This is a genomic window from Nonomuraea sp. NPDC047529, assembly GCF_040642995.1.
GTDB lineage: Bacteria > Actinomycetota > Actinomycetes > Streptosporangiales > Streptosporangiaceae > Nonomuraea.
Window position 1 is genome coordinate 830 of the sequence record NZ_JBEYTJ010000041.1, and the last position, 16,306, is coordinate 17,135.

Sequence of the window (16,306 nt, forward strand, 5' to 3'; positions counted from 1 at the left end):
TGCTGGTCGTGCTCCTCGACGACCTCCCAGAGCCCGCACCCCCCCACCCCCCCCTCGCCGGGGTAGCCGAGTTGTTCGCCCGTCGCGCGAACCTCGGTGGTCCCCACCTCCACAGGCACGCCGAGCACTGTGACGGACCCGGGCGTCACCAGGGTGGACGACATCGCCGGAGCCGGCGGCGTGCATCGCGCGTGCGTGGACACGTTCCCCGTGACGAGCAGCGGCTCAGAGGCGTTCTGGTTGAGATAGAGGTTGTCGACGACCAATGAGGCGCTGGCCTCCCAGACATCGGGCGCGTCGAGGCCGCTCGCCTGGAGCTGTTCGTTGGCGAGGTCGGTGAATTGGGTGACGTTGTCGGGGTCGCTCCAGTCACCGTTGTCGACGCCCGGGTCGGGCCCCACGGAGGCGGTGCCCCAGGTGCCCGAGAAGCCGGGCTGGCCCACCTCGGGGATCTCGGTGATGGTCAGGGTCATACCATTGGCGTTGGCGAACTCGCCCGCCGCGGCGGTGGCCGTAAGCCCGAACAAGGCGCCGGTGAGCAGGACGGACACGCCGGCGGTGAGCACTCGCGGGCGGGTGAGCAGCGGATGGGTCGTGGTGGTCACCCACTCATTCCGCAGGGAAGTTGATCAAGTCGGACGAGGTGACACGCGGCCCTTGCCGAGCCTTTGCCGCGGCCTGCCGGTACTGGTCGAAGGCAGTGTCCGCGGTCTGGCAGAATGACATGTTGGAACATCGTGACCAGGTGGGTGCCCTCTCATCTCCCGCCAGCCGCGCCTGTCCCTGGAGCGTCGTCTCATCGTGCCCCACTCGATGAGGTGCCGTTCACCCACGCTCGAATGCAGGAGAGACCACACCAGTGGCAGTCAAGATCAAGCTCAAGCGGCTCGGCATGATCCGCAACGCTCAGTACCGAATCGTCATCGCCGACAGCCGCACCAAGCGTGACGGCCGGGCGATCGAGGAGATCGGCCTGTACCACCCGAAGGAAAACCCTTCGCGCATCGAGGTCAACGCCGAGCGTGCGGCCTACTGGCTGGGTGTCGGCGCGCAGCCGACCGAGCCGGTGCTCAAGCTGCTCAAGCTCACCGGTGACTGGCAGAAGTTCAAGGGCGAGGCCGCCCCGGCGCCGATGAAGGTCGCCGAGCCCGCGCCCGACCGTCACGCCCTCTACGAGGCCGCGGCCAAGGAGGCGCTGTCCGGTGGCGACACCGGTGCGGCCGCCACCACGGCGCCCAAGCGTGCCAAGAAGAAGGAAGAGGCCGAGGTCGCCCCCGCCGCCGAGACCCCGACCGAGGGCGAGGGCTGACGTGCTCGAGGAGGCTCTCGAGCACCTCGTTAAGGGCATCGTCGAACATCCTGACGATGTCCGGGTCCGCGCTCGCCGCATTCGCAGCGGGCGCGTCCTGGAGGTCCGGGTGCACCCCGAGGACCTGGGCAAGGTCATCGGACGCGGCGGACGCACCGCCAAGGCGCTGCGCACCGTTGTGAACGCCCTGGCCGACGGGAAGTACGTACGGGTCGATCTGCTCGACCTGGACGAAGCAGTCCGTTAGCGTCAGGAATTCGCGCCCTCATCGGTCCTGAAAGGCCGATGGGGGCGCTTGCGTTAGGAGAAGGTGGGTTTCACGTGCAGCTGGTCGTCGGCCGGATAGGCCGTCCGCACGGTGTACGCGGCGAGGTGACCGTGGAGGTGCGCACCGACGATCCCGAGCTGCGCTTCGCCGAGGGCGCGTCCGTCGTGACCGACCCGGCGAGCAGGGGGCCGCTCGTCATCGAGAGCCGCCGCTGGCACAAGGGTGTGCTGCTGATCGCGTTCGAGGGGGTTCACGGGCGCGACGGGGCCGAGGAGCTCCGGGGCACCATGCTGGTCATCGACTCCGCCGAGGTGGAGCCGTCGGACGACCCGGACGAGTTCCACGACCACCAGCTCGTCGGGCTGGCGGTGGAGACCGTGTCGGGCGAGCCCGTCGGCGAGATCACCGACGTGCTGCACCACGGCCAGGACCTGCTGGTCGTACGCCGGTGCGGGCAGGACGACGCGCTCATCCCGTTCGTGAAGGCCCTGGTGCCCGAGGTCGATCTGACGGGCGGGCGCCTGGTCGTCGACCCGCCAGAGGGCCTGCTGTGATGCGCCTCGACATCATCTCCATCTTCCCTGAGTACTTCGCCCCGCTCGACGTCTCCCTGATCGGCAAGGCGCGCGAGCGCGGCACCCTCGACGTACGCGTCCACCAGCTCCGCGACTGGGCGCACGACGTGCACAGGACGGTCGACGACACGCCGTACGGCGGCGGTCCCGGCATGGTGATGAAGCCCGAGGTCTGGGGCGAGGCCATCGACTCGTTGATCGGCGACGGCACGCCGCGGGTGATCGTGCCGACGCCGAGCGGTCGGCCTTTCACCCAGGAGCTGGCCCAGGAGCTGGCCGCCGAGCCGTGGCTGCTGTTCGCCTGCGGGCGCTACGAGGGCATCGACTCGCGCGTCATGGCCGAGTACGGCGCCCGGCTGCGGGTCGACGAGGTCAGCATCGGCGACTATGTGCTGGCCGGCGGCGAGGTCGCGGTGCTGGTGATGGTCGAGGCCGTCGGCAGGCTGCTGCCCGGCGTGCTGGGCAACGCCCAGTCGGCCGTCGACGACTCCTTCGCTCCTGGTTCGATGCAGAACCTGGTGGAAGGCCCGGTCTACACCAAGCCGCCGGTCTGGCGCGGGCACGAGGTTCCCGCCGTGCTGCTGTCCGGACATCACGGAAAAGTCGCCCGGTGGCGGCGGGACGAGGCGCTCCGGCGTACCGTGGCGAACCGGCCGGAACTGGCGGCGGCGCTCGATCCGGAGACGCTCGACAAGCACGACAGGAAGTTGCTCGAAGAGCTGTCGTTTCGCGTCCGGCCGGAAGATGTGGCAAACTGAATCGCTGCCGACCGTCATACGGTTGGTCCGTCATGCCCGGGTAACGGTCCCGGGTTCATCAAATCAGCAGGCGTGTCCGCCGCGAGCTCCGGCCGGGTGGACCTCCGCGTGCTCGCGAGGACTTGAGGACTGCTCTCATGCACACGAAGATCCAGGAGCTCGAGAAGGCGACCCTTCGGAGCGACGTCCCGGCGTTCCGTCCCGGTGACACGCTCGAGGTCCACGTACGAGTCGTCGAAGGCAACCGCTCCCGCATCCAGGTCTTCAAGGGCTTCGTGCTGCGGCGGCAGGGCAGCGGCGCCCGCGAGACCTTCACGGTCCGCAAGGTCAGCTACGGCGTCGGCGTCGAGCGCACCTTCCCGGTGCACAGCCCGGTCATCGAGAAGATCGTGCTCGTGACCCGCGGTGACGTGCGTCGCGCCAAGCTCTACTACATGCGCGACCTGCGCGGCAAGGCCGCCCGTATCCGCGAGAAGCGCGAGGCGACCCCCGCGAAGTAACCCGAATCTTTCCCCGAAAGGCCCGTGCACCGCACGGGCCTTTCGGCTTTGCGGGGCCATTTCCTTTATGTGGAGCGACTCGCCCTTGGGTGTAACGTCGGTCGAGGCTTGTCGAGCCGTTCCATCATCTAGGCTCGTCAGCGATGACAAGCGAAGACCAGGAGTACGGCGCCTCGCGCCGCCCTGTCGAGGACGAGGTGGACGTGGTCGCCGAAGAGACTCAGAAGCCAGCAAAAGGCGACAAGGAGAAGAAGGGGTCGTTCTGGAAAGAACTGCCCGTTCTAGTCGTTGTGGCCCTCGTGCTGGCCCTGATCATCAAGACGTTCGTGATCCAGGCCTTCTACATTCCGTCGGAGTCCATGGAGAACACCCTGCTCAAGAACGACAGGGTCCTGGTCAACAAGCTCGTCTACCACACCCGTGACATCGAGCGCGGCGACGTGGTGGTCTTCTCCGGCGTCGACTCCTGGGACGGCGAGTTCGAGATGGAGGAGCCGTCCAACCCCATCGGGGCCTTCTTCCGCTGGGTCGGCACGGCCTTCGGCGTCGTGCCCGGCGAGAAGGACTACATCAAGCGGGTCATCGGCGTCGGCGGCGACCACGTCAAGTGCTGCGACTCCAAGGGGCGCATCACGGTCAACGGCACGGCCATCGACGAGGAGAGCTACCTCTATCCGGGCAATGTGCCGTCCGACAGGTTCTTCGACATCACCGTGCCGCCCGGGCGGCTGTGGGTGATGGGCGACCACCGTTCCGTCTCGCTCGACTCGCGCTCCCACACCGGTGACCAGGGCGGCGGCTCGATTCCCGAAGGTCAGGTCATCGGCCGGGCCTTCGTGATCGTCTGGCCGTTCAACCGGGCGGGCGTGCTGTCCATACCCGACACCTTCGCGCAGCCCGCGCTGCAGGCACTCGGTGGCGCCGTACCGCTGGTGGCCGGGTTCGGGCTGGCCGTACCCTTGGTCCTGGTTCGTCGGCGACGGTTGGGGAGGAAGCGCTGATGGCCGTCACCAAGAAGGCGGAGGGCGTGGCCAAAGAGAAGAAAAAGGGCGGCTTCCGGGAGACCGTCCTGTTGCTGGTGCTCGGGGTCGGCATCGCGCTGCTGCTGCAGGCGTTCGTCATCGGGTCGTTCTACATCCCGTCGGAGTCGATGGAGAACACCCTGCTGATCAACGACCGGGTCTTCGTCAACAAGCTGGCGGGCAGTCCCGAGCGCGGCGACATCGTGGTCTTCAAGGGCTGGCGCACCGGCGAGGACACCATCAAGCGGGTCATCGGCGTCGGCGGCGACAAGGTGGAGTGCTGCGACTCCAAGCACCGCATCCTCGTCAACGGCACGCCGCTCGACGAGGAGTCCTACCTCTTCCCCGGCGACTTCGGCGGCGGCGACAAGTTCAACGTCACCGTCCCGGCCGGCAAGTTGTGGCTGATGGGCGACCACCGCACCGCCTCGGCGGACTCTCGCGCCCACATGGACGAGCCCGGCGGCGGCTTCATCTCCGTCGACGACGTGATCGGCAAGGCGGTCGTCCGCTACTGGCCGCTGTCGCGCGGCTACCTGTTCTCCACACCCGAGACTTTCGACAAGGTCAAGTAAGGGGCTTTCGGTCGCGGTTTGCGGCGAATGGGGCGTACGCTGCGAGTGTCATGACAGTTGCGTTCCGCCCTCGACCGAGCGTCGTCCGGCGCGATTCCGGACTCTACGCCTATGAGCGGGCGCTGGCCCGCCGTGGGCTGACCCCGGTCGCGGGGGTCGACGAGGCGGGCCGCGGCGCCTGCGCCGGGCCGCTGGTCGTCGCCGCCGTCGTCCTGCGCAGGGAGATCGCCGGTCTCGGCGACTCCAAGCTGCTGTCCGCGCCGGTGCGCGAGCGTCTGTACGACCGCGTCGTCGCCACCGCCCACGTGGGCATCGTGGTGATCCCGGCCGCGGAGATCGACGCCCGAGGGCTGCACAAGAGCAACGTCTCGGGAATGCGGCGGGCCGTGGCGCAGTTGCCGTGTGACCCGGAGTACATCCTCACGGACGGCTTCCCGGTGCCCGGTATGCCCGCACCGTCCCTGGCGGTGTGGAAGGGGGACCAGGTGGCCGCCTGCGTGGCGGCCGCGTCGATCGTGGCCAAGGTGACGAGGGACCGCCTGATGGTCGATCTGGATCGAAGATTTCCTCAGTACGGTTTCGCCGAGCACAAGGGGTATGTCACGCCAGGACACCGTTTGGCACTGGAGAGGCATGGCCCGTGCCCCGAACACCGTTACTCCTTCGTCACGGTGGCCAGGGGCATGGGTGAAAATGAGATGGGGGCCGGGGTTGCCTGAGCAGGCGAACCGGGGGACCGGTACGACAGGAGGACCGCGATGAGCGCAGAGGATCTCGAAAAATACGAAACCGAGATGGAGCTGCAGCTTTACCGCGAATACCGTGATGTCGTCGGTTTGTTCACATACGTCGTGGAGACTGAGCGTCGGTTCTACCTGACCAACTCGGTCGACCTCGACGTCCGTACCGCGGAGAACGGCGACGTCTTCTTCGATGTGAAGATGCAGGACGCCTGGGTGTGGGACATGTACCGGCCGGCGCGGTTCGTGAAGAACGTGCGGGTGGTCACGTTCAAGGATGTGAACGTGGAAGAGCTGGCCAAGGCGGACCTGGAGATGCCCAAGGAAGGGTTCTCGGGGTAGAACCGGGGGCCGTCGGCGCGGGGCGCCGACGGCGTCTGGCCGTGGGGGGACGGGGCTTGCCGTCACCTCCTTTCACGGCAACATCACCGTTCACGTAGGTGCCGTCTTCCACGCGCCATCCCTCACCTGCCACACGTCAGTCGATGGCAGCGCCGCAACGGCCCGTAGGGACAGCCGTCCATCGCCGCCTGATTGAGCCGTGCGGCGGCTGGCGCGCTCCCGAGAGCCGCCTCTCCCGGGGCGCCACACCGGGCTGAGCGCGCAGCGTCTGGCCCGCGGTCGGCCACGTCGCAGCGCTCGCGTGCCTCAACCCGCCCTGCGGCGCGCGTGCCTCAACCCGCCCTGCGGCGCGCTGGCGTCGTTTGTCCCGGCGTAGGGCGCTCCGGCGTTCCGCCGTCCCGGAGTTAGGGTTCTGGCGTCCTACGGCCCGCCCTGGGCGCTCGCCGGCGTCCCTCATCCCCGAGGCCAGCGCACCGGTGTCGCGCGTCGAGGCAGGAGAGCACCCCGTAGCGCGAAGTTATCCACAGGCCATCACCGTCATCCCCTGGCTGTCCCCAGAATCCCGTTCGCCTCCTTCCGAACCCCTCGCCATCCGCCAAGGTCGGTCCCCGAACAACCCCGACAGACGGATGAACGGAGACGGCGCATGGCCCCCAAAGACGAGCTCGGCAAAGAAGGCGAGCACTTGGCCGCGATCTACCTCGAAGCCAAGGGGATGACGATCCTCGAACGCAACTGGCGCTGCCGCCGCGGCGAGATCGACATCATCGCCGTCGACGGTCAGGTCCTGGTGGTCGTCGAGGTGAAGACCCGATCGAGCAGGTCCCACGGCACAGCCCTGGAGTCCGTGAGCCACACCAAACTGGCCCGGCTCCGCATGCTGGCGGCCAAATGGCTGTCGGCGCAGTCCCGCTCCTTCGATGCCGTGCGCATCGACGTGATCGCCCTTGAGCGCTTCGCGGGCAACTTCGCCCTGCGCCACATCCGGGGGGCGATCTAGATGACCGTGGCCCGGACCCGCAGCGTCGCACTGGTCGGGGTGAGCGGCCGCAGCGTCGAGGTGGAGGCCGACGTGGGCAACGGCCTGGCCGGAATCCACCTCATCGGCCTGCCCGACACGGCGCTCAGCGAGGCCCGCGACCGGGTGCGTTCCGCCGTGGTCAACAGCAGCTACCCGTGGCCGGACGCCCGCATCACCGTCAGTCTCTTCCCCGCCAGCCTCCCCAAACGAGGCTCCCAGTTCGACCTCGCCATCGCCATGGCCATCCTGGGAGCCTCCGGAGTCGTCCCGGCGGAGCGCATCGCCGAGCCCTTCTTCCTGGGCGAACTCGGCCTCGACGGCCGCATCAGGGCCGTACGCGGCGTGCTCCCGTCCATCCTCGGCGCCGCGGCCGCGCACGAGGAGGCCACGGTGATCGTCCCGTCGGAGAACTCGGGTGAAGCCGGTCTGGTCCCCGACGTGAAGGTGATCCCGGTGGCTCATCTGCGTCAGCTGGTCGAGTGGCTCCGCAAAGGCGACAAGCCGCCCGAACCCGAGGCCCATGGGCGTGCCGAGACGCCCAAGCCCGTGACACAGCCCGCCGTCGACCTGGCGGACGTCGTCGGCCAGCCCGTGGCGCGCCGAGCGCTGGAAGTGTGTGCGGCCGGCGGCCACAACCTGTGGATGGTCGGCCCGCCCGGCACCGGCAAGACCCTCCTGGCCGAACGCCTTCCCACTCTCCTGCCGGACCTGGAGCTCGACCACGCCCTGGAGGTCACGGCCATCCATTCCGTCGCGGGTCTGCTGCCGCCCGACAGTCCCATGGTCAGCCGTCCGCCGTTCGTCAGCCCTCACCACACGGCGACGGCGGCCGCGATCATCGGCGGTGGCAGCACGGTCGTCCGTCCGGGCGCGGTGTCCCTCGCCCACAGGGGCCTGCTGTTCATGGACGAGGCTCCCGAGTTCCCTCGTCACGTCCTCGACTCGTTGCGGCAACCGCTGGAATCCGGGCGCGTCACCGTGTCCAGATCCGCGGCCTCGGTCACGTTCCCCGCCCGGTTCATGCTCGTGCTGGCCGCGAACCCGTGCCCCTGCGCCCAGGCCGACGACCAGGCCGGCGCCACCTGCCGCTGCTCGCCCACCACCAGACGCCGATACCTGGGCCGACTGTCCGGCCCCCTGCTCGACCGCATCGACATGAAGGTCACGGTCGCCCGCTCGTCCAGACGCGAGCTTCTGGCCGACCGTCAGTTCGTCGAGTCCAGCGAGACGGTGGCGGAACGCGTCCTGCTGGCCCGCCGACGCGCCGTCAAGCGCCTGGCCCACACCCCTTGGCGGACGAACGCCGAGATCCCCTCCTCCGTCCTCCATGCCGACTTCCGTCCCTCCGAGGCGGCGATGAAGCCCATGACCTCCTGTCTCGACTCGGGCTCCCTCACCGCCCGCGGCCTCGACCGCACCTTGCGCGTCGCCTGGACCCTCGCCGACCTCGCAGGCAAAGACCGCCCCGAAGAAGACGAGACCACCGCAGCCCTCGGCTTCTGGCTCGGAGTACGACCGTGACCCCGGCCACCCACCCGCCCATGAAGATCATCAGGAGGCAATGTGACCAGTCCGGAGCATGTGGCACGTGCGGCCCTCATGCGAGCCGCCGACGTGGGCGACACGGCCATGGGCCGTCTGGTGGCACACCTCGGTGCCTCCGGCGCGGTGGAGGCGATCCGCGAGCGCGCACTTCCCCCGGCCTTCACCGCTCAGGAGTCGCGGCAGGAACGTCCGTGTGACCTGCCGGGGCGGCTGAACGCCTGGTTCGTCCGGCTGGCGGCCTCGAAGCCCGCCGCCGACCTGGAAGCCGGCGAGCGGTTCGGAGCCAGGCTGATCATCCCCGGCGATCCCGAATGGCCCACGCAGCTGGACCACCTCGGCCCGAGCCGTCCCCTCGGCCTCTGGCTGCACGGCTCGGCCGACCTCCGCTTCGCCTGTCTCAAATCCGTGGCCGTCGTAGGAGCGCGAGCGGCCACCCAGTACGGCCTGCACATCGCGGCCAACTTCGGCATCGGCCTCAGCGAGGCAGGCTGGTCCGTCGTCTCCGGCGGCGCGTACGGGGTGGACGGCGCGGCGCACAAGGGCGCCCTGCTGGCCGAGTCGCCCACGGTGGTCGTCCTGGCCTGCGGAGTGGACATCTGTTATCCGAGCGGCCATCAGGACCTGTTCGCCAAGGTTCGCGACCAGGGTGTCGTGATGAGCGAATGTCCGCCCGGCGTCCACCCCACCCGCGCTCGCTTCCTGATCAGGAACCGTCTCATCGCCGCCCTGACCAGAGGAACGGCCGTGGTGGAGGCAGCCCTGCGCAGCGGTGCCCTGAACACCGCAGGCCACGCGCTCACCCTCAATCGGCACCTGGGCGCCGTGCCAGGCCCCACCACGTCCGCGCTGTCGGCCGGGTGCCACAAACTCCTGCGCGAACGCAAGGCGGTCTGCGTCACGACGCCGGAGGAAATGATCGAGCTGGTCGGCGTCATAGGCGACGACCTGGCCCAACAGACGAGAACCCCCGTCGTCCCCCGTGACCGTCTCAGCGAATCCACCAAGAGAGTCCTGGACGCCATCCCCACCCGCGGCGGCGCCGGACCCGCATCGATAGCAGTCTCAGCCGGCGTCAGCATGGACATCACGCTGAGCGCCCTGGGCGGCCTGGCCGCGGCCGGCTACATAGAACGAGCAGCCGGCGGTTGGCGCCTCCGCAAAACCACAACCAGCTACCTGAAAGCCCCTGAAACCATGGCTCTGGCCCCGCCTCCCGCCAACGAAGCCCCAGCCACAGACCCACCTCCCCCCACGGAAGACGACACTCCGCCCCCACCCCACCCCCAAGAACTCGCAACCCCCTTCTGACCGGTCCCGCACGAGTTCATGGGATGAGTCGCACGCAGGTGACCGACATGTGGACGGCGTGACGCGCAGCCGAGCCGCCGTCAGCGCCTGTAGCGGGACGTGCGCGATCACTGGGACGGTGGGGTTGCCGACCCGGCCCGGTGGGCACCGTACTGAGCCGGGCATGAGCGAGCAGTGATACGACTGGTGGATGTCCGCGCGGACAGTGGGGAAGCCTTGGACAACGACTTGAACGACAGCCTGAACCCCGACCTGAATGCCGACGAAGTCCTTGCGGAGTTCGAGAGGTACCTGCGGTTCGAACGCGACCTCTCTCCGCACACAGTGCGGGCCTATCTCTCCGACATCACCGCCCTCCTCGACCACCTTCGCGGTCGGCTCGACGGCCTGGACATCGGCGAGCTGCGAGCCTGGCTGGCCGACCAGCACGGCGCCGGCAAGGCGAGGGCCACGCTGGCCCGCAGAACAGCCTGCGTCCGCACCTTCACCGCGTACTGCCATCGCCGGGGCTGGCTGGCCGCCGATCCCGGGCTGTTGCTGGGCAGCGCCAAGGCACCACGCCCGTTGCCCGCCGTGCTCGACCAGGAGCAGGCCCAGACCGTCCTGAACGCGCCCGTCTCCACGGGCGACCCCAAGGACCTCCGAGACCAGGCTCTCCTGGAGCTCCTGTACGCCACAGGCGTGCGGGTGGGTGAACTCTGCGCGCTCGACGTCGACGACGTGGACCGGGACCGGCATGTCATCAGGGTCCTGGGCAAGGGACGAAAGGAGCGTTCCGTGCCGTTCGGACTACCGGCCCTTCGAGCCCTGGACCGATGGTGCATCAACGGACGCCCCATCTGGGTTCGAGAACGCTCCGGGCCGGCCCTCTTCCTCGGCGTCCGTGGCGGCCGGATCGACGCGGGCACCGTACGGCGGGTGGTCCACGCGCGACTGGCCCAGACGGAGGGCGCCCCGGACATGGGCCCACACGGCCTGCGGCACACCGCGGCAACCCATCTGCTCGAAGGGGGAGCGGACCTGCGGAGCGTCCAGGAACTGCTCGGTCACGCCTCCCTCAACACGACCCAGATCTACACCCACGTCTCGATCGACCGCCTCCGCACCGCCTACCGCCAAGCCCACCCCCGCGCCTGATCGATGAAACCAGGGCTGCAACCGTCCGCTCACAAATCCCTCACGCCCCTCCTCACACCGTTCCCACTGACTGCCTACGACCCTCCGCCCCCTCACAACCCTCCACCTTGGCGACCTGCGGCCTTTCGCCCAGAAACCCTTCGCTCTGTGGCCTTCGCTGACCCGCTGGGAGACGAGGGAGCGAGTGGGCCGTTGGGCGTCGAAGCTTGAGCTCACGAACGCAGGTGGGTTCAACGCGCACCGCCCAGGCGACGCCGACCCGCAAGGCATGACGACACATCGGCCTGAGGACCAGACGGTGTGAAGACCCAGCGGTGATGCCTGTGTGAGGACCCTTGGAGGGATGAAAAGCGACGGAGCGAAGGCGCGTGCCTCCGCTGGCGCAGGTCGTGAATGTACGACGGTCCGGAGAGACAAGGAGGCGGTGATCCACCTGGCCGCCAAGCGCCGGGTCCGAGTACGGCTGGACAGGAGGCGTGCGAGTACGGCTGGACAGGAGGCGTGCGAGTACAGCTGGACAGGAAGCGTGCGGAGACGAGGCGTGCCTGCGCTGAACGTTTGAAGAGCCTGGCTTGTGCCGGTACAGGGGACACCCCATTTCGCCGGCGCTTCCCAGATGACCCAGCGTCTTCCAGATCACAGGGCACGCGCATCGCCGGACTTTCCCGCAACGGAGCAGGTGGAGCCGACTTTCCCGCAACGGAGCAGGGGAAGAGGGATCACCCGCTGGGAGTGCGTACGAAAAGAAGACATGGGTCGCCCCTGTGTGCCCAGAGGGGGACCAAGGCGTGGTTGTCGCTTCATCAGCTTCCCTTCGCGACGCAGGGAGGTGTCTCGCATGTAGGAAGCGATGGCCGGGCAGCCAGTGACATCGGCCTTCCACGCGGCCACGAACTTCATCGGCGCTGCTCGTTTAGGGGCGGGGCGCCCTGGTCGCCACGAACAGCCACAACTCACTTTGCAACGGACGGCGTGTTGCAACACGCGACTCACAACTTCCACGGGGTTGTGCGACTCGTGCGCTACTTCACGCCACAACTCGGCAGGGCAGCCTGTCGCCTCGCGAGTTGGTGGTCCGAGGGTCCGGCGGCGCTGGCGGTGGCGATGGCGCCCGCGGCGGTGAGGGTGGCGAGGGGCGAAGGAGTCACTCTGGGGGAGGGGCTTGGTCCGGTTCGGAGACTCAAGCGTGCCCCGATGAGGGTTGGCGGGTCGCGTGCATCATTCCGGGGCGAAGGAGCATCGTGGCCGCTCTGGAGGGATCTATGCGGTTCTCGGAGTGACAGCTGTGGGTCTCGGCGTGAGCTTGGGGCTGCATGCGCGAGCGTTGGAGCGCTGAGGGCGAAGGTCTCTTTTTTGGTGGGTTTTCGGGCTTCAGGCGGAGCGCTGTGAGGGGGGATCCGGGCGTCTGTGTGCTCCTTCCGATCGTGGGGGCTTGCGATGTTGACCGGGTTGGCCGGTTCTTGGGCTGTGCGGCTTCTTGTGGAGGCGTCGGCGGCGGCGTAGGGCCGTGATCAGGAGGACGGCGCCAAGGAGAGTGCCCAGTCCGGCTGCTGTGGCTGTGGGCAGGGAGGCCGCATGTGTGAGGAGCTGGATGTCGGGTTTGCGGGGTGTGGTGGGGCGCTCGGTTGGATCAAACGGTTGCTTGGGAGCTGGGGTCCATCGGGTGCGGAGGGGCAGGTTGCTGGAGCGCATCTCGGGACGAGAGGGGGTGGCTTCAGGGGTGATGATCAGAGGTTCGGTGCCCGGAAGTGCGACAGGCGCGAGCGCTTGCAGGGCGGTGGCGTTGGGGGATGGGGGTGGGTTCTGCGGGGCGGAAGGGGAGTCGTGGTGCCCCAGGAGCGTGAGCAGGGACGGGTGTTGGGGGACGAGGAGCGGGGGCGGCGGGGTTGTGGTGTTGGGCGCAGAGCTTTCAGTGGGGGCGAAGGGGAAGGTGAGGGGCGATTCGGACCGTGCCTTGGGGGTTGGAGGCAGCAGGGGTGGGGTGACTGGGGGCGTGGTGGATGTGGGCCAGAGGGGGAGGAGGCGGATGGAGGCGTGGCCCAACAGGAGCAGCGGGTCCAGGTAGCGGGAGCTTTGGATGAGGCCCCAGTGCAGGCATGACTCCTGGCAGTGGCCCTGTACGGCTTGTACGACTCCCAGACGGGCGCCCATCGTGATCGGCTCGCCTTGCTTCACCGACGCGGTGATCGGCAGGTACGTCGTTCGGAGGCCGCTTGGGTGGTCGATGGTGACGACCCCTCTTCCGCCTACTGAGCCTGCGTAGTGGACGGTGCCTGTGCCGGCGGCCAGGACGGGCGTGTCGGCCGGGGCGGCCAGGTCCATGCCTCGGTGTCCGGCCAGCCATGGGGCGGAGGGCGGGGCGAAGCGGCGCAGGATGCGGGGGGTGCCGTCGAGTGGCCAGCGCCAGGCGGGTGGGGTGGCCCTTGCCGGAGGAACCGGGGCGGTGATGGCCGTGATGCTGATCATCGTTGTGAGCATGGCCAATGCGGTCAGGGCTTGGCGTGCCTTGTTCCGGGGGCAGGGCTCCGGCGGTGGGGGTGCTGGGTGAGGGGACATGGCGGGGAGTCTTGTCGGGGGCGCCCTCCGGAGGTCGAGGCGAGCGGGATTCTGGGGACGAAGGGAGCAGTGGTGAGCCTCTTGTGGACGGCGGTAGCAGCCAGTTAGGGGGCGGGTGGGGAAGCTGTGGGGAGCAAGAGGTGGTGGCGATGGGCGGGGGCGGAGAACGGCGCCGTCGGCGTCACCAGAACGGGCGCTGTTGAGCGCCGCGCGACCGTGACACAGAGGAGGGTCCGTGGCGGCGGATCGAGAAGCCTTGGAGGGAGGGGCCGTGGTGGCAGGGTCGAGGAGCCTCAATGGGAGGGGCCGTGGCGGCGGGGCCGAGGAGCCTCAGGGGGAGGGTCCGTGGCGGCGGGAGGCCAGGGGGTGCGGGGCGTTGTGCGGTGCTGTGGAGTTCGTCGGGCGCGGTCGAGGGGCTAGATGAGGGAGCGGCGCTTGGATTCGATGAGGTGGGTCAGCGCGTGGGGGAGGGAGGGCTGAGAGGGAGGGGGCGGGGTGTGGAGGTGCTGCTTCTGAGGACTGTTGGGGCGTAGGGGGGAGAGCCAGATCCACAGGGTGCTCAGGGCGATGCCCGCCGCGCTCAGCAGAATGACCGGTCGCAGCCCGATGAACTCGCCCAGTACGCCGCCGGTCAGCCCGCCGAGGGCCAGGACGCCCTGCACGGCGAAGGTCATGGTGGCGTTCACGCGGCCCCGGAGGGCGGTGGGGGTGTCGCGGAGTGTGATCACGCCCATGCAGGTGGAGAAGGCGACCACGATGACGCCGGTCATCACGCCGGTGAGGCCGAGGACGGTGAGCTTCACCCAGAGGGGACCGTCCACGACGCCGACGGCGAGGATGTCCAGCGGGAAGAACAGGACGGCGACGAGCAGGACGCGGTTCTCGCCGTAGCGCTTGGCCAGGCGGGAGGTGAGCCAGGCGCCCAGGAGACCGCCCAGGCCGCTCAGGGCCGTGAGGAAGCCGATCATCCCCTTGGGGATGCCGAGCGTGTTGACCATGTAGAGCATGTAGACGGCGATGTACGCCATGGCGAAGAAGTTGATCGTCACACCCGCGCCGAGGACGGCTCGGAGCGTGCGGTTGGTGAGGCTGGTTCGCAGGCCCTCGACGATGTCGCGCCACATGCTGGACGAGCGGTTGGGCTCGTTGTGCTCGGGCGTGCGGATCGAGCGCAGCAGGAAGGCGGAGGCGAGGAAGGCCAGCGCCTCCGCCAGTACGGCGAACGGCGCGGTGAGTGTCTGGACCAGGATGCCGGCCAGGCCGGGTCCGCTCACGGAGGCCACCGAGTACGAGGCTTGGAAGCCGGCCATGGCCTCGGTGCGCTGCGACGGGTCCACGACCGCGGCTATGTAGGGGAAGTTGGCGGACTTGAACATGACGCCGGCCGTACCGATGACCAGGGCCACGATGACCAGCCAGGGCACAGTGAGGACGCCGAACAGCCAGGCCAGCGGGACGGTGAGGGCCGCCGCGCAGGACACGAGCTCGCAGGCGATCATCAGCGGGCGGTGCCGGGCGAGGCGGTCGGAGATGGCGCCCGACTGGAGGCCGAACAGCAGGGCGGGCAGGGGCGCGGCGGCGGTGAGCAGCCCCATCTCGGTGGGGGAGGCGGTCAGCAGCGTGATGGCGGTCAGGGGGACGGCCAGCTTGGAGACCTCCGAGCCGGTGATCGAGATCGTGCGGGCGCTCCACAGGAGGCGGTAGTCGCGCTGCTTGCGAAGGGGGACTGGGGGCGTCGTGTCCATGCTCGGGGTCTCCGGGGTAGTGCTAGGGGCAGGTGTGAAAGGAAGACTTCATAAGTATGAAGGGATTCCTTCAGAGTTGTAAAGGGAATGCTTCACATCTGCCGGCGGGTACCTTTGGCACATGACGCAGGACATGGAGAGGCTCAGCGATCCCAAGATGATGCGAGCGCTGGCCCACCCGGCGAGGCTCCTGATCCTCAACCGGCTCGGCGTGGAGGGCAGTGCCACGGCGACCGAGGTGGCGGAGATCGCCGGGATCACGCCCAGCGCCGCGAGCTACCACCTGCGCATGCTGGCCAAGTACGGCTTCGTCGAGGACGCCCCGCCCAGGGGCGACGGACGCGAACGGCTGTGGAGATCGACGCACAAGCCGTTCAGCGTGGGCGTGCTGCCGGACGACCAGCCGGAGGTCCGTGACGCCAAGACCCTGCTGATCAAGGCGTTCCGCAAGGAGGCCGGCGACGAGGCGGACCGGGCCCTGGCCAGGAGCGAGCACGAGCCGGACGAATGGCGCGACGTGATCCGCTTCAGCCGCACCCGGATCAGGGTCGACGCGAGCGAGCTCGGACGGCTGAATGCGGAGATCGAGAAGCTGCTGGAGCCGTACATCGCTCATCAGCGCAGCCCGGAGGAGGCGCCGAGCGGGGCCAGGGTCGCCGAGGCGCAGATCAGCCTCTTCCCGGTCGCCCCCAGGACGTGGCCGGGGTTGCCCACGGAGGACCACGGTGCGGGCTGAGCCGTACCCAGGAATGTCGGTTTGACCTCAGACGGTCAGCCTGGGGCGGTGTGGGAGGTAGACTTTTCGATGGCCTGTGGCAACAGGCCGACTTCGCATGCCCCGTTGCGGACCGCACCCTCGGTCCGGGCCTCGGCCCGGCTGGAGCGGTTTTGGGGCATCAGGGCGG

General features: G+C 68.7%; 17 protein-coding genes. 14 read left to right on the plus strand and 3 right to left on the minus strand.

Annotated features, from left to right (window positions below; translation table 11 throughout):
• Positions 1-605, minus strand: a 605-nt coding sequence (locus ABZ815_RS42320; RefSeq protein WP_357707123.1) for a hypothetical protein, incomplete at its 3' end; no start/stop codon positions are given.
• 254 nt (positions 606-859) lie between these two features.
• Between ABZ815_RS42320 and rpsP the strand changes: the two genes are divergently transcribed.
• The 13 genes from rpsP to ABZ815_RS42385 all read left to right on the plus strand — a co-directional run bounded on the left by rpsP (position 860) and on the right by ABZ815_RS42385 (position 11,100).
• Complete coding sequence (gene rpsP, locus ABZ815_RS42325) at positions 860-1,309, plus strand: 30S ribosomal protein S16 (protein ID WP_357707125.1); 450 nt, start codon at positions 860-862, stop codon at positions 1,307-1,309.
• Between the two features lies 1 nt (position 1,310).
• On the plus strand, positions 1,311-1,556 hold the full coding sequence (locus ABZ815_RS42330; protein WP_020546537.1) for an RNA-binding protein: 246 nt from the start codon (positions 1,311-1,313) through the stop codon (positions 1,554-1,556).
• Between the two features lie 74 nt (positions 1,557-1,630).
• Complete coding sequence (rimM, locus tag ABZ815_RS42335; RefSeq protein ID WP_357707126.1) at positions 1,631-2,131, plus strand: ribosome maturation factor RimM; 501 nt, start codon at positions 1,631-1,633, stop codon at positions 2,129-2,131.
• On the plus strand, positions 2,131-2,910 hold the full coding sequence (gene trmD, locus ABZ815_RS42340) for a tRNA (guanosine(37)-N1)-methyltransferase TrmD (protein ID WP_357707127.1): 780 nt from the start codon (positions 2,131-2,133) through the stop codon (positions 2,908-2,910). Before rimM ends, trmD begins: the two co-directional genes overlap by 1 nt.
• A gap of 137 nt (positions 2,911-3,047) precedes the next feature.
• Entirely contained in the window at positions 3,048-3,410 is a 363-nt protein-coding gene (rplS, locus tag ABZ815_RS42345) for a 50S ribosomal protein L19 (protein WP_357707128.1), read from the plus strand.
• A 143-nt stretch (positions 3,411-3,553) separates the two neighbouring features.
• Entirely contained in the window at positions 3,554-4,411 is an 858-nt protein-coding gene (gene lepB, locus ABZ815_RS42350; protein ID WP_357707129.1) for a signal peptidase I, read from the plus strand.
• A complete protein-coding gene (gene lepB / locus ABZ815_RS42355; RefSeq protein WP_357707130.1) occupies positions 4,411-5,007 on the plus strand; it encodes a signal peptidase I in 597 nt (198 codons plus the stop codon). The genes lepB (ABZ815_RS42350) and lepB (ABZ815_RS42355) overlap by 1 nt, the downstream gene beginning before the upstream one ends.
• Positions 5,008-5,057: 50 nt before the next feature.
• Positions 5,058-5,726 (plus strand): ribonuclease HII, encoded by a 669-nt coding sequence (locus ABZ815_RS42360; protein WP_357707131.1) that lies wholly within the window; start codon positions 5,058-5,060, stop codon positions 5,724-5,726.
• A gap of 39 nt (positions 5,727-5,765) precedes the next feature.
• Positions 5,766-6,089: a DUF2469 domain-containing protein gene (locus ABZ815_RS42365; RefSeq protein ID WP_026215037.1), complete on the plus strand. Its 324-nt coding sequence runs from the start codon at positions 5,766-5,768 to the stop codon at positions 6,087-6,089.
• Positions 6,090-6,735: 646 nt separating this feature from the next.
• Positions 6,736-7,089, plus strand: coding sequence for a YraN family protein (locus ABZ815_RS42370; RefSeq protein WP_357707132.1), 354 nt, complete (start codon positions 6,736-6,738; stop codon positions 7,087-7,089).
• Entirely contained in the window at positions 7,090-8,631 is a 1,542-nt protein-coding gene (locus ABZ815_RS42375) for a YifB family Mg chelatase-like AAA ATPase (RefSeq protein WP_357707133.1), read from the plus strand. It begins immediately after the preceding gene.
• 42 nt (positions 8,632-8,673) lie between these two features.
• Complete coding sequence (dprA, locus tag ABZ815_RS42380) at positions 8,674-9,963, plus strand: DNA-processing protein DprA (protein ID WP_357707135.1); 1,290 nt, start codon at positions 8,674-8,676, stop codon at positions 9,961-9,963.
• Positions 9,964-10,179: 216 nt separating this feature from the next.
• A complete protein-coding gene (locus ABZ815_RS42385) occupies positions 10,180-11,100 on the plus strand; it encodes a tyrosine recombinase XerC (RefSeq protein WP_357707137.1) in 921 nt (306 codons plus the stop codon).
• Between the two features lie 1,371 nt (positions 11,101-12,471).
• On the opposite strand, the gene ABZ815_RS42390 is transcribed toward ABZ815_RS42385, so the two are convergent.
• Both ABZ815_RS42390 and ABZ815_RS42395 read right to left on the minus strand, forming a co-directional pair.
• Positions 12,472-13,656 carry a peptidoglycan DD-metalloendopeptidase family protein gene (locus ABZ815_RS42390; protein ID WP_357707139.1) on the minus strand — a complete coding sequence of 395 codons (1,185 nt, stop codon included), beginning with the start codon at positions 13,654-13,656 and terminating at the stop codon, positions 12,472-12,474.
• Positions 13,657-14,072: 416 nt separating this feature from the next.
• Positions 14,073-15,401 (minus strand): MFS transporter, encoded by a 1,329-nt coding sequence (locus ABZ815_RS42395; RefSeq protein ID WP_357707140.1) that lies wholly within the window; start codon positions 15,399-15,401, stop codon positions 14,073-14,075.
• A 121-nt stretch (positions 15,402-15,522) separates the two neighbouring features.
• Here ABZ815_RS42395 and ABZ815_RS42400 point away from each other — a divergent pair, with 121 nt between their 5' ends.
• Positions 15,523-16,137, plus strand: coding sequence for a helix-turn-helix domain-containing protein (locus ABZ815_RS42400; RefSeq protein WP_357707142.1), 615 nt, complete (start codon positions 15,523-15,525; stop codon positions 16,135-16,137).
• The last annotated feature ends 169 nt before the right edge of the window (positions 16,138-16,306 follow it).